This window comes from Pseudomonas sp. NA-150, from assembly GCF_044336365.1.
Lineage (GTDB): Bacteria > Pseudomonadota > Gammaproteobacteria > Pseudomonadales > Pseudomonadaceae > Aquipseudomonas.
This window is the reverse complement of sequence record NZ_CP172305.1, coordinates 918,501-930,981: the sequence shown is the minus strand read 5'-3', so window position 1 is coordinate 930,981 and position 12,481 is coordinate 918,501. Positions and strand designations below refer to the sequence as shown.

Genomic DNA, 12,481 nt, shown 5'->3' with positions numbered 1-12,481 from the left:
AACGTATCCCGCCACCCTTTAGACACTGTGCAACTCAACACAGGCCGTTCTCGACACATGCGAGATACCTCGCGGGCATTAAATAGGTTCCATCGAGACAACACAGACCGTCTCGATCGAACCTACTTAAACCCTGAGGAAATGACCATGAACTCGAAAGCCATCTACGCTGCCTGCCTGTTTGCTGCGCTGAACATCTGCACCCTGTCTGCGCGTGCCGAGTCCACCGTCAAGACCGACGCCTACAGCCACGGCAGCCAGCTGGACATCCGCCACGTGGTCTCCGAAGTCGACAGCGCCAGCAGTTCCTGCGGTGTGGTGAATGCACACCTGACGTACCAGAACTCTCAGGGCCAAACCAAAGGCCTGGACTACCTGACCTTCGCTGAAGTGTGCAATCAGGGCGGCTGATCGCGTCTCATCGAACTGAATTGCTTAGACTTTTCGCACTATCAATTTCAACGATATTCGCTACCAACCCGATTGACTTCTTAATAATCGGGCGCGGCGTAGAATCCAACCCATACCTACTTACAACGACTAAAACACTTCGGAGCAACTAGCATGAAAACTTCCAAACTGATCTTCGGCCTGGCTTTCTCGGTACTGGCTAGCGCAACTTTCGCAGTTCCAGCGTTCGCAGAAAACGGTTCGGCTCATCTTCACTCCACTCACGTAGCCGCCGATGGTGCTGATCACGTTGGTGCAAACCGCCTAGCCGCTGATGGTGCCGATCACGTCGGTGCAAACCGTGTAGCCGCTGATGGTGCTGACCACGTTGGTGCAAACCGCGTAGCCGCTGATGGTGCTGACCACGTTGGTGCAAACCGCCTAGCCGCAGATGGTGCTGACCACGTTGGTGCAAACCGCATCAGCTAAGGCGTTCCCTGATTCAAACCCAGCCCGGCCTTCGCCGGGCTTAATTTTGCGCGATGAAAAAGTGATGTGGCAGTCTTGCGGGCCTCTTCGCCAACAAGTTGGGTCCCACAATCTCGGAGCACTCAACCAAATCCTGAGGCAGCCAAAAATCCCGTGGGAGCTAACTTGTTGGCGAATGGATTGACGCGGTGTATCAGCCACGCCACCAAATCAAACCGTCGGCAACTTCCACTCAATCGGCGCCAACCCATTCTGCTGCAAAAACTTGTTGGTACGGCCAAAGTGCCCGTTACCCAAAAAGCCCTTATAGGCCGACAACGGCGATGGATGGACCGAGCACAACACCAGATGCTTACTGGCATCGATCAGTTTTTGCTTGCTCTGGGCATGCGCACCCCACAGCAGGAACACCAGGTGCGGCTGGTGTGCGCTGACCACTTCGATGATTTTGTCGGTAAAGAACTGCCAGCCTTTTTTCGCATGGGAGGCGGCGTTGGCGCGCTCGACGGTCATGGTGGTGTTGAGCAGCAACACGCCCTGATCGGCCCAGGATTGCAGATAGCCATGGTTGGGGATGTCGATGTTCAGGTCGCGTTTCAGTTCTTTATAGATATTGACCAGCGATGGCGGCGTCGGAATGCCAGGCTGCACCGAGAAGCACAAACCGTGAGCCTGACCCGGCCCGTGGTACGGGTCCTGGCCCAGGATCACCACCTTGACCTGGTCCAGTGGCGTCGAATTCAGCGCGTTGAAGATCATCGGTCCCGGCGGGTAGATTTCCTTGCCGGCCGCATGCTCCTGACGCAGAAATTCACGCAATTCATTCATGTAGGGTTGTTCGAACTCGTCACGCAGCGCGTGCTTCCAGCCCGGTTCGAGTTTGATACGGTCATCGCTAGTCATGGCACACCTGCAAAAATCATTGGGCGCACCCTAGGAAAGCCGAGCGCCGATGTCAAATGACGTCACACTCTGCTTCTGTTTTCTACACTTGCTCTTACGCGACTGTTTGCAACTTCCCACGGCCCCGCGGTATCAGAGCCTTAATGGCCGGTTGCCCTGCTTTTTCGAGAGATCTCTATGAATCTGCAATTTGAAGAGCTGCATGCCCAAGGCGGTGCGCGCATCGGTATCGCGACACTGGATGCGGAAAAATCACTCAATGCCCTGTCATTGCCAATGATTCTGGCACTGATGGATCGCCTTGAGACGTGGGCCAACGACCCGCAAATCGTCTGCGTAGTGCTGCGCGGCAATGGCGACAAGGCCTTTTGCGCGGGTGGCGACGTGCGCAGTCTGGTGGAGGCTTGCCGCGCTCACCCCGGCGAAGTGCCGCCGCTGGCCGCGAATTTTTTTGCGGCGGAATACCGTCTCGACTACCGCCTGCACACCTACCCAAAACCGTTGATCTGTTGGGGCCATGGTTATGTGCTGGGCGGCGGCATGGGTTTGCTGCAAGCGGCCGGGGTTCGGATCGTGACGCCCAGCAGTCGTCTGGCGATGCCGGAAATCAGCATCGGCCTGTACCCCGACGTCGGCGCCAGTTGGTTTCTCTCGCGCACGCCCGGCAAGCTGGGCTTGTTCCTCGGCTTGACTGGTGCACAGATCAACGCCCGCGATGCCCTGGACCTGGATCTGGCCGACCGTTTTCTGCTGGATGAACAGCAGGAAGCGTTGATCGAAGGCCTGCTGCAACTCAACTGGGAGGAGCAGACCGCCGTCCAACTCAACAGCCTGCTCAAGGCCTTGCAGCAGGAGGCCGTCAGTCAAATGCCGGCTGCGCAATGGCTACCGCGCCGGGCGCAGATCGATGAATGGCTAGATGTCGCCGATATTGCCTCGGCCTGGCGCGCCATCGCCCAGTTGCACAGCCATGACGACACCGTGCTCCACCGCGCGGCAAAAAACCTCAAGGAAGGTTGCCCGCTGACCGCCCATCTGGTGTGGGAACAAATCGCCCGCGCGCGGCATTTGTCGTTGGCCCAGGTGTTCCAGATGGAGTACACCCTGAGCCTCAATTGCTGCCAGCATCCCGAATTCAGCGAAGGGGTGCGCGCGCGCCTGATCGACAAAGACCACACTCCACATTGGCATTGGCCTGACGTCGCGCGCGTGCCGCAGAAGGTGGTCGAAGCACACTTTGACAAGGCTTGGGAGGGTCGGCATCCGTTAGCGGACTTGTCGGATTACTGATGGGTCACGACTAGGGGCGATCCCAAGGGCCACGCCCACCGCCGGCGCCATAATGGCCGTCGTACTGACGCTCGTAATGCTGTGGCGGACCGCGCTGAAAACCGGGATTGCCCGGATAACGCGGGTCCCAGCCCTGCCCCGCCGGGCCTCGGTCGACGGAGGGTCTCGTTGGTTCGGCACTGGGTGGCAAGGTCATGTAACTGGGACGCGGGGAATAATATCCGGGCGTCGTCAGCGAACCGGGTTGACCATAGTCAGTGGTGCCGCCATAGCCTTCGGCGCAGACGCTGCGGCCTATCAGCAGTAATGCAGCTGAAGTTATGAGTACGAGTTGTCGACGCATGATGGCCTCCTGAAAGCCCGGGCAACTCGGCTTCATCAGCCGATGCCGGGACTGTACGAGCCCGTATTTTCCGTCAAGAAGAAACGGCGCCCTGCCGAGCGCCGCTGAATACCGCGTTAGCGGCGACCACCGGTAGAGCCACCACCATTACCACCATTGCTGTTGCCGTGGCCGCCACCGGAGTGCCCTCCGGGCCGCCCGCCACTGCCACCGCCCGATGGCGGATGATAACCACCACCATACCCGGAGCCGCCGCCGTGATAACCGCCGCCGGGGACACCTGGACCCGGGTGAAAACCCGAGCCGGGAGGTGGTCCACCGTGGCCATAGCCGTACCCTGGACCGTGGCCGTAACCGGGCCCGCCATAGCCGGGTCTTGGATAATAAGGGCCATGTCCGCCGTAATAGCCGGGGTGCACGACATAACCTGGACGGTAGTAACTGCCGCCGTAATAAGAACCACTGTAGTAATAACTGTCGGTGTAAACCGGCGTGCCGTAAACCGGTGCGGTGTACACGTCTGATTCGTAGTAACCGGGACCTCCGTAGCAACCTGACAGCGTCAAACCCAGCAAAGCAATGAGCAAAGGTCGTCGATACATAGCGGCCTCCTGGACCGCGATAGAGCTCAAACCAGCGACGCTGGTCGGCGTCCGCGGATACAGCACGACGGACATAACGTCAGACAGCAAATCGGTTCGCGAGTGCCTTTGCGGCAAAAGTATATGTGGCGCTGCAGGCTGTCGCGGACACAACGCTTCAGCCGCTCCTACAAAATCCTGCGCCCTACTCCGGTGCATGCCCGCACCATATCAAGGCGAAATTTTTCGTATCTGTATCTGCAAAAATCTATCACCCCTTGCCAACCAAGGTCCGCAGCAACTTGGCACGCCTCTCGCTTAGCAATCCTTGTGCAGGAGTCAAAACGGTTCGCGGCACCACAATTTGCAATAGCCGACTAGGGTTCCGGCTCGCCACAAGCGAGTGGCTGGTCCGAGAGTTGGCGACCTCCAGTAGAGGTTACACGGCGGGATAAAAGCCCGGGAGACAGGACACCAGTGGTGTCACGTGACTCCTGAACGCCTAAATTTTTCCTACTGGAGGTTGTTACATGAAGCTCTCTGTAAAAAAATCTCGCCTGATTCCCCTGCTGGCCGCTGGTTTCGCCGCCGCTGCATTGAGCCTCTCGGCACACGCTGCCGCCCCGAAACAACACTTCAACGTCTGCTGGACCATCTATGCCGGTTGGATGCCGTGGGAGTTCGCTGGCACTCAAGGCATCGTCGACAAGTGGGCCAAGAAGTACGGCATCACCATTGATGTCACCCAACTGAACGACTACGTCGAATCAATCAACCAATACACCGCCGGCCAGTTCGATGGCTGCACCATGACCAACATGGACGCCCTGACCATCCCGGCTGCCGGCGGTCTGGACAGCACTGCGCTGATCGTCAGCGACTTCTCCAACGGCAACGACGGCATCGTCCTCAAGGGCGAAGGCAAGACCCTGGCCGACCTCAAAGGCATGAACGTCAATCTGGTGCAGCTGTCGGTCTCGCACTACCTGCTGGCCCGAGGCCTGGAGCGCGCCAAGCTGGCCGAGAAAGACCTGAAAGTGGTCAACACCTCGGACGCCGATATCAGCGCCGCCTTCAACACCGACGAGGTCAAAGCCGTCACCACCTGGAACCCGATGCTGGCGGATATCAAGGCCAAGCCGGGCGTCACCGAAGTCTTCGACTCCAGCCAGATCCCTGGCGAGATCATGGACATGATGGTGGTCAACACCCAGACCCTGAAAGACAACCCGGCACTGGGCAAGGCACTGACTGGCGCCTGGTTCGAAGTGGTCGCGCTGATGAACGCGAAAAACGCTGCCAGCACCTCCGCGCTGGAACACATGGCCAAGGCTTCCGGGACCGATCTTGCTGGCTTCCAGTCGCAACTGGACACCACCAAGCTGTTCGCCACGCCGAAGGAAGCACTGGAGTTCGCCAACAGCCCGAAACTGCCGACGACCATGGATAAAGTCGCGAGCTTCTCGTTCGCCCACGGCCTGCTCGGCGACGGCGCGAAAAACGCGGGCGCGGTCGGCATCGCTTTCGCCAAAGACGTCAGCACCGGTGACAAGGGCAACATCAAATTGCGCTTCGACCCGAGCTACGTGCAGATGGCTGCCGACGGCAAGCTGTAACCGCGTCCCAGCCCAAAGGTCATTGCCATGCGTTTGATAAACCGCCGTCCGGATCGCGCCAGTCGCCTGGTCCTGGTGATCCTGCCGTTCGCCTTGTTGTTCTTTGCCTATTTCATGGGCTCGGCAAGCCGGCTGACGGAAAACCCCAACGACAAGCTGCTACCCAGCGCGGTGCAGATGACCGATGCGGTCAAGCGCATGGCCTTTACCGAGGACCAGCGCAGCGGCGGTTATCTGCTGTGGCAAGACACCGGTTCCAGTCTGCAACGTTTGGCGATTGGCCTGGGCATCAGCGCCTTGCTGGGGCTGTGCCTGGGCATCGCTTCGGGGATTCTGCCGTTGTTCGGCGCGCCGTTGTCGCCATTGCTGACGGTGTTGTCGATGGTGCCGCCGCTGGCGATCCTGCCGATTCTGTTCATCGTGGTTGGTCTGGGTGAGCTGTCGAAAGTGATGCTGATCGTGATCGGCATCACCCCGGTGCTGGCGCGGGATCTGGAGCAACGGGCCAAGGAAATCCCGGTGGAGTTGCTGATCAAGGCGCAGACCTTGGGCGCCTCGACCTGGACCTTGATCCTGCGAGTGGTTCTGCCGCAATTGCTGCCGCGTCTGCTGATTGCGCTGCGGCTGGTGCTGGGTTCGGCCTGGTTGTTCCTGATCGCGGCCGAAGCCATCGCCTCCACCGACGGCTTGGGTTTCCGGATCTTCCTGGTGCGGCGTTACCTGGCGATGGACGTGATCCTGCCTTACGTGGTGTGGATCACTCTGCTGGCCTGGCTAATGGATTGGGGCCTCAAGGCCCTGACCCGACGCGCGTTCCCCTGGTATGAAGGAGCACGCGCATGAGCTTCATTTCGGTGAATAACGTCTGGCAACAGTACGACGATCAAGTGGTACTCGAAGGCCTGAACCTGAGCGTCAACGAAGGCGAGTTCTGCACCTTGGTCGGCGCCTCTGGCTGCGGCAAATCGACTTTCCTGCGCCTGTTGCTAGGCCAGGAAGTGCCGAGTCGCGGACAGATTCATCTGGACGGTAAACCACTGGTGGGCGAGCCAGATTCCAGCCGTGGTGTGGTTTTCCAACGCTACTCGGTGTTCCCGCACCTCTCGGTGCTGGACAACGTGGCGCTGGGTCTGGAATTGCCACGTTCGGCACTGCTCGGACGATTGTTCGGCACAGCCAAGCGCGAGGCCCGCGAACAGGCGGCGGCATTGCTGCACAAGGTCGGCCTTAGCCACTCGCTGGACAAGTATCCGACGCAGCTGTCCGGCGGCATGCAACAACGACTGGCGATCGCCCAGGCACTGATCATGAAACCCCGCGTGTTGCTGCTCGACGAACCGTTCGGCGCGCTGGACCCCGGCATCCGCAAAGACATGCACGGCCTGCTGCTGGAGCTGTGGCGCGAAACGCAACTGACCGTGTTCATGGTCACCCACGATTTGTCCGAGGGCTTCAACCTCGGCACACGCCTGCTGGTTTTCGACAAGATTCGTCACGACCCGCACGCGCCCGGTGCCTATGGCGCCCGCATCACCTACGACATTCCCCTCAACAGCGACCGCCGCGCTGCACGCGCCGCCTTCGATTCGCTGCAAACGGTTTGAAGGAACACTGCACATGACTGACTCACTGTTTCCGATTTTTGCTGAAGAGCTGTTGCCCGGTGGCGGCCACCGCTCGTTCGTACTCAAGCGCGGCCAGTTGCTGCGCCTGACCGACATCCGCGGCGGCGCCAACGTCAGCCTGACGCTGCTCAATGCCAACGAGAAAACCGAGCGCCTGAACCTGCCCGACAGCCTCAAATGCCAACACACCGCCAAGCTCACCAGCGGCCACTGCCTGTACTCGGACATGGGCCGCGTGCTGGCGGCGATCACCGCCGACTCCTGTGGCTGGAGCGACAGCATCGGCGGCGTGTTGTGCGCTGAAGAAGTCGCGGAAAAATACGGCCAGGGCCGCTATCAAGAACTGCGCAATGGCTTCTTCCGCAACGGCACCGACAACCTGCTGGTGGAACTGGGCAAGTGGGGCCTGGGCCTGTCCGACCTGTTGATGACCCTGAACCTGTTCAGCCGGGTCAACGTCGATGCTGACGGCCGTTTCCACTTCGTCGCCGACAACTCGAAAGCCGGCGACTTCATCGAGCTGTATGCGCCGATGGACACCCTCGTCGTGCTGACCGCGCTGCAACACCCGATGGACCCCGATCCGCAGTACGCACCCAAGCCGGTGAAGCTCAGCTGGATGCGCGCCGACGCCAGCGTCGCCGAGCACTGCCGCACCTCGCGCCCGGAGAACGAGCGCGGTTTTGTCAACACTGATCGCTTGTTCGCGTGAGGAGCGCCGCCATGACCTTGACTGCCAAACACCCTGAAGCCGCGATCTACAACGCGACCATTGCCGCCGGCGAGCCCTTCCTCAAGGAAGTCAAAGCCGGACAAACCCTGCGCATCCTCGACCTGGAAGGCAATCAGGCCGTCGACACGCTGTTTTACAGCCTGGCCAACCCGCGCGAACGCTACGACGTGCAACGCACTCTGCGTCGGCAGAATAGCGTGTACCTGACCACCGGCAGCGTCCTGTATTCGAACCTCGGCAAGCCGATGCTGACCATCGTCGACGACACCTGCGGCCGTCACGACACCCTCGGCGGTGCCTGCGCGCAAGAGAGCAACACCGTGCGTTACGCCCTGGAAAAACGCCACATGCACAGCTGCCGCGACAACTACCTGCGCGCCTGTGTGCATGACGGGCGTCTGGGCAAAGGCGACATCGGGCCGAACATCAACTTCTTCATGAACGTGCCTGTCACCGCTGATGGCGGGCTGACCTTTGAAGACGGCATCTCGGCGCCCGGCAAATACGTCGAACTGCGCGCGAAAATGGACGTGATCGTGCTGATCTCCAACTGCCCGCAACTGAACAACCCGTGCAACGCCTACAACCCGACACCTGCGCAGTTTTTGATATGGGACTGACCATGAAAAGTCTTCGCCGGTGGCTGTTCGTTCTGTGCCAAAGCCGGTCCGGACAGTGCCTCACGCAATCCTCTGTAGGAGCTGCCGAAGGCTGCGATCTGCCGCGTTAGCGGCAACCCCTACATAAGAACCAGAATCCTCCATCGGGGACGGCCTCGATGTACGACGAAAAACAGCGGGACGGCCCGCTTCCCATTACGAAACCGTGCAGCCAGCGGTTTCCGGGGTTTATGCCATGTTCGACACACTGCTGATTGCCAACCGTGGCGCCATCGCCTGCCGCATCCTGCGAACCCTGCGCACTTTGCAGGTCAAGGGCGTGGCGGTTTACTCCGAAGCCGATGCCGCCAGCCTGCACATCCTCCAGGCCGACGAAGCCCACAGCCTCGGTGAAGGCGGCGCGGCCGGAACCTACCTGGCAGTGGATAAAATCCTCGCCATCGCCAAGGCCACTGGCGCCAGGGCGATCCATCCCGGTTACGGCTTCCTCTCGGAAAACGCAGCCTTCGCCCAATCCTGTGAAGACGCCGGGATTGCCTTCGTCGGCCCGACGCCGGAACAACTGCGCGTATTCGGTCTCAAGCACACCGCTCGCGCGCTGGCCAAACAGCATGGCGTGCCGATGCTGGAAGGCACCGAGCTGCTCGACAGCCTCGACGATGCGCTGGGTGCCGCCGAACTGATCGGCTACCCGGTGATGCTGAAAAGCACCGCAGGTGGTGGCGGGATTGGCATGCGCGTGTGTCGCAGTGCTGCCGAGCTGAGCGAATCCTTCGAAGCGGTGAAACGTCTTGGCCAGAACAACTTCAGCGACGCTGGGGTGTTCATCGAGAAGTACATCCAACGCGCCCGCCATCTCGAAGTGCAGGTGTTCGGTGACGGCCAGGGCGAAGTCATCGCCCTCGGTGTACGTGACTGTTCGGTACAACGCCGCAACCAGAAAGTCCTCGAAGAAACCCCGGCGCCGAACCTGCCGGCAGGCATGGCCGACGAACTGTGTGCAGCCGCCATCAAGCTGGCCAAGGCGGTCAACTACCGTAGCGCCGGCACTGTGGAGTTCGTGTTTGACAGCAAAGACCAGCGCTTTTACTTCCTCGAAGTGAACACCCGTTTGCAGGTCGAGCACGGCGTCACCGAGCAAGTGTGGGGCGTTGATCTGGTCAGTTGGATGGTGCAGTTGGCGGCAGGTGATCTGCCCCCACTTGGCCAGTTGCGCGACGGCTTGCAACCTCAGGGGCACGCGATTCAGGCGCGTCTGTATGCCGAAGATCCGGGTCGGGATTTCCAGCCTTGCCCTGGCTTGCTGACTGCAGTGGACTTCCCGGTGGCCGACGGCAAAACGTTGCGCATCGACACCTGGGTTGAAGCCGGCTGCGAGATTCCGCCGTTCTTCGACCCGATGATCGCCAAGCTGATCAGTTGGGCACCGACTCGTGAACAGGCCAGCGCCGGCCTTGAGCAAGCGCTGGCGGACAGTCATCTGTACGGCGTGGAAACCAATCGCGATTACCTGCGCCAAATCATCGTCGACGCACCGTTCGCCAGCGGCCAGCCGTGGACCCGTTGCCTGGAAGCGCTGGTGTATCGCGCCAACACCTTCGAAGTGCTGAGCGGCGGCACCCAGACCAGCGTGCAGGACTATCCGGGGCGCCTGGGTTTCTGGGCCGTCGGTGTGCCGCCGTCGGGACCGATGGACAGCCGCGCGTTGCGTCTGGGCAATCTGCTGTTGGGGAATGCCGAGGGCTGTGCCGCGCTGGAAATCACCATGAGCGGGCCGCTGTTGCGCTTCAATACCGATGCGGTAGTCGCTGTTACTGGCGCGGTTATTCCAGTGACGCTGGATGGCGAACCTCAGGCGATGAATACGGCGCTTCTGCTGCCGGCAGGTTCGACCCTGTCCCTCGGCACCATCGCCGGTGCCGGCGCGCGCAGTTATTTGTGTGTGCGCGGCGGTCTGGAGTTGCCGGATTACCTGGGCAGCAAAAGCACCTTCACCCTTGGCCAGTTTGGCGGCCATGGCGGCCGTGCCTTGCGCGCTGGCGACGTGCTGCACATTCCTGCGCTGAGTGATCGCAGTGTCGGTCAGCGTGTACCTGAAGAGCAGCTTCAAGACCTGCCCGCCGTGCGCCAGATTCGAGTGATCTATGGCCCCCACGGCGCGCCGGAATACTTCACCGAAAACTACATCGAGACCTTCTTCGCCACCCATTGGGAAGTGCACTTCAACTCCAGCCGCACCGGCGTGCGCCTGATCGGGCCGAAGCCGGAATGGGTCCGCGCCGACGGTGGCGAAGCCGGGTTGCATCCGTCCAACATCCACGACAACCCTTACGCCATCGGCGCAGTGGACTTCACCGGCGACATGCCGGTGATCCTCGGCCCCGATGGCCCGAGCCTCGGCGGTTTTGTGTGCCCGGTAACCATCATCGAGGCGGATCTGTGGCAACTGGGGCAGCTCAAGGCGGGAGACAAAGTACAGTTTTCTCCGGTAACCGTCGAAGCCGCTCGCGCCGCCTTCTGTAGGAGCGGGCTTGCCCGCGATGCGGCCGGTACATCCGATACATCCCTGGTGGATGACAATCAGTCATCGCGGGCAAGCCCGCTCCTACAGTTGATGTCGCCGATTGTGTTGGACATTGGTCAGGACGACACCCGCCTCGTCGCACGCCTGTCCGGCGACACCCACCTGCTGCTGGAAATCGGCGCCCCGGAGCTGGATCTGGTGCTGCGGTTCCGTGGCCATGCCTTGATGCAAGCGCTGGAAGCCAAGGCGTTGCATGGCGTCATCGATCTCACCCCGGGCATTCGTTCGCTGCAAGTGCACTACCAACCCGAGCAATTGCCGCTGGCAAAACTGCTGACCATCGTCGCCGGCGAATGGGACGCCGTGTGCGCCAGCAAGGACCTGCAAGTGCCCTCACGCATCGTGCATTTGCCGCTGTCCTGGGACGACCCGGCCTGCCAACTGGCCATCGAGAAATACATGACCACCGTGCGTAAAGACGCACCGTGGTGCCCGAGTAATCTGGAGTTCATCCGCCGCATCAACGACCTGCCGAACCTCGACGAAGTACAGCGCACGGTGTTCGACGCCAGTTATCTGGTGATGGGGCTGGGCGACGTGTACCTCGGCGCGCCAGTCGCCACCCCGCTCGATCCGCGCCACCGTCTGGTGACCACCAAATACAACCCGGCGCGCACCTGGACCGCCGAGAACTCGGTAGGCATCGGCGGCGCGTACATGTGCGTGTACGGCATGGAAGGCCCCGGCGGTTACCAGTTCGTCGGGCGCACGCTGCAGATGTGGAACCGCTACCGCGAAGTCGCCGCGTTCGATGGCAAACCGTGGCTGTTGCGCTTCTTCGACCAGATCCGTTTCTACCCGGTCAGCGCTGACGAATTGTTGCGTATCCGCCGCGATTTTCCGCTGGGTCGCTTCGAGCTGAACATCGAACACAGCACCCTGAACCTCGCCGATTACCAAGACTTCCTCGCCCGCGAAGCCGAGGGCATCGCCGCGTTCCGTGCGCAACAGCAAGGTGCGTTCAACGCCGAGCGCGAGCGTTGGATCGCCAGCGGTCAGGCGAATTTCGAGAGCGACGAAGCGGCCGCACCGGCCACCGACGATGCGCCGTTGGACGCCGGGCAACACAGCATCGATAGCCATATCGCCGGCAACCTGTGGCAAGTCCAGGTCGAGGTCGGCCATCGGGTCGAAGTCGGTGATGTGTTGGTGATTCTCGAGTCGATGAAGATGGAAATCCCACTGCTGGCGACCCTGGCCGGCACCGTGCGCGAGGTCCGTGTGCAACCCGGATCGGCGGTGCGCGCCGGGCAACGGGTCGTGGTCCTGGAAGCAGACTGAATCTTTTAATTTTTAACGGAATTTCG

Annotated in this window: 12 protein-coding genes and 1 riboswitch; of the genes, 9 read left to right on the top strand and 3 right to left on the bottom strand. The window is 60.9% G+C overall.

Going from position 1 to position 12,481, the window contains the following annotated elements; translation table 11 throughout:
- The first annotated feature begins 147 nt into the window (after window positions 1–147).
- Both ACF0H7_RS04500 and ACF0H7_RS04495 read left to right on the top strand, forming a co-directional pair.
- A complete protein-coding gene (locus ACF0H7_RS04500; RefSeq protein ID WP_397451599.1) occupies window positions 148–411 on the top strand; it encodes a DUF2790 domain-containing protein in 264 nt (87 codons plus the stop codon).
- 153 nt (window positions 412–564) lie between these two features.
- The gene (locus tag ACF0H7_RS04495; RefSeq protein WP_397451598.1) at window positions 565–879 is read left to right on the top strand and encodes a hypothetical protein; all 315 of its coding nucleotides are present in this window, start codon (window positions 565–567) and stop codon (window positions 877–879) included.
- A 210-nt stretch (window positions 880–1,089) separates the two neighbouring features.
- Here ACF0H7_RS04495 and ung read toward each other — a convergent pair whose 3' ends face one another.
- Window positions 1,090–1,782, bottom strand: coding sequence for a uracil-DNA glycosylase (gene ung / locus ACF0H7_RS04490; protein ID WP_397451597.1), 693 nt, complete (start codon window positions 1,780–1,782; stop codon window positions 1,090–1,092).
- Window positions 1,783–1,959: 177 nt separating this feature from the next.
- Here ung and ACF0H7_RS04485 point away from each other — a divergent pair, with 177 nt between their 5' ends.
- Window positions 1,960–3,072, top strand: a complete 1,113-nt coding sequence (locus tag ACF0H7_RS04485; RefSeq protein ID WP_397451596.1) for an enoyl-CoA hydratase/isomerase family protein — start codon at window positions 1,960–1,962, stop codon at window positions 3,070–3,072.
- Window positions 3,073–3,082: 10 nt separating this feature from the next.
- Here ACF0H7_RS04485 and ACF0H7_RS04480 read toward each other — a convergent pair whose 3' ends face one another.
- Both ACF0H7_RS04480 and ACF0H7_RS04475 read right to left on the bottom strand, forming a co-directional pair.
- Window positions 3,083–3,415, bottom strand: coding sequence for a hypothetical protein (locus ACF0H7_RS04480; RefSeq protein WP_397451595.1), 333 nt, complete (start codon window positions 3,413–3,415; stop codon window positions 3,083–3,085).
- A gap of 116 nt (window positions 3,416–3,531) precedes the next feature.
- Complete coding sequence (locus ACF0H7_RS04475) at window positions 3,532–4,017, bottom strand: hypothetical protein (RefSeq protein WP_397451594.1); 486 nt, start codon at window positions 4,015–4,017, stop codon at window positions 3,532–3,534.
- Window positions 4,018–4,362: 345 nt separating this feature from the next.
- Window positions 4,363–4,464: riboswitch (guanidine-I (ykkC/yxkD leader) on the top strand.
- Window positions 4,465–4,526: 62 nt separating this feature from the next.
- Between ACF0H7_RS04475 and ACF0H7_RS04470 the strand changes: the two genes are divergently transcribed.
- From ACF0H7_RS04470 to uca, 6 genes are all read left to right on the top strand, one after another.
- Window positions 4,527–5,612, top strand: a complete 1,086-nt coding sequence (locus tag ACF0H7_RS04470; RefSeq protein WP_397451593.1) for a putative urea ABC transporter substrate-binding protein — start codon at window positions 4,527–4,529, stop codon at window positions 5,610–5,612.
- A gap of 27 nt (window positions 5,613–5,639) precedes the next feature.
- Window positions 5,640–6,455: an ABC transporter permease gene (locus ACF0H7_RS04465; protein WP_397451592.1), complete on the top strand. Its 816-nt coding sequence runs from the start codon at window positions 5,640–5,642 to the stop codon at window positions 6,453–6,455.
- Window positions 6,452–7,216, top strand: coding sequence for an ABC transporter ATP-binding protein (locus ACF0H7_RS04460; protein ID WP_397451591.1), 765 nt, complete (start codon window positions 6,452–6,454; stop codon window positions 7,214–7,216). Before ACF0H7_RS04465 ends, ACF0H7_RS04460 begins: the two co-directional genes overlap by 4 nt.
- A gap of 13 nt (window positions 7,217–7,229) precedes the next feature.
- Complete coding sequence (locus tag ACF0H7_RS04455; protein WP_397451590.1) at window positions 7,230–7,949, top strand: urea amidolyase associated protein UAAP1; 720 nt, start codon at window positions 7,230–7,232, stop codon at window positions 7,947–7,949.
- A gap of 11 nt (window positions 7,950–7,960) precedes the next feature.
- Window positions 7,961–8,590, top strand: a complete 630-nt coding sequence (locus tag ACF0H7_RS04450; protein WP_397451589.1) for an urea amidolyase associated protein UAAP2 — start codon at window positions 7,961–7,963, stop codon at window positions 8,588–8,590.
- A 235-nt stretch (window positions 8,591–8,825) separates the two neighbouring features.
- Window positions 8,826–12,455, top strand: coding sequence for an urea carboxylase (uca, locus tag ACF0H7_RS04445; RefSeq protein WP_397451588.1), 3,630 nt, complete (start codon window positions 8,826–8,828; stop codon window positions 12,453–12,455).
- Window positions 12,456–12,481 lie beyond the last annotated feature (26 nt).

Coding starts and splice junctions, on each gene's coding strand:
- ACF0H7_RS04465 (WP_397451592.1), top strand. CDS start 5,640: ATGCGTTTGATAAACCGCCGTCCGGATCGCGCCAGTCGCCTGGTCCTG.
- ACF0H7_RS04450 (WP_397451589.1), top strand. CDS start 7,961: ATGACCTTGACTGCCAAACACCCTGAAGCCGCGATCTACAACGCGACC.
- ACF0H7_RS04475 (WP_397451594.1), bottom strand. CDS start 4,017: ATGTATCGACGACCTTTGCTCATTGCTTTGCTGGGTTTGACGCTGTCA.
- ACF0H7_RS04460 (WP_397451591.1), top strand. CDS start 6,452: ATGAGCTTCATTTCGGTGAATAACGTCTGGCAACAGTACGACGATCAA.
- uca (WP_397451588.1), top strand. CDS start 8,826: ATGTTCGACACACTGCTGATTGCCAACCGTGGCGCCATCGCCTGCCGC.
- ACF0H7_RS04455 (WP_397451590.1), top strand. CDS start 7,230: ATGACTGACTCACTGTTTCCGATTTTTGCTGAAGAGCTGTTGCCCGGT.
- ACF0H7_RS04495 (WP_397451598.1), top strand. CDS start 565: ATGAAAACTTCCAAACTGATCTTCGGCCTGGCTTTCTCGGTACTGGCT.
- ACF0H7_RS04480 (WP_397451595.1), bottom strand. CDS start 3,415: ATGCGTCGACAACTCGTACTCATAACTTCAGCTGCATTACTGCTGATA.
- ACF0H7_RS04485 (WP_397451596.1), top strand. CDS start 1,960: ATGAATCTGCAATTTGAAGAGCTGCATGCCCAAGGCGGTGCGCGCATC.
- ACF0H7_RS04470 (WP_397451593.1), top strand. CDS start 4,527: ATGAAGCTCTCTGTAAAAAAATCTCGCCTGATTCCCCTGCTGGCCGCT.
- ung (WP_397451597.1), bottom strand. CDS start 1,782: ATGACTAGCGATGACCGTATCAAACTCGAACCGGGCTGGAAGCACGCG.
- ACF0H7_RS04500 (WP_397451599.1), top strand. CDS start 148: ATGAACTCGAAAGCCATCTACGCTGCCTGCCTGTTTGCTGCGCTGAAC.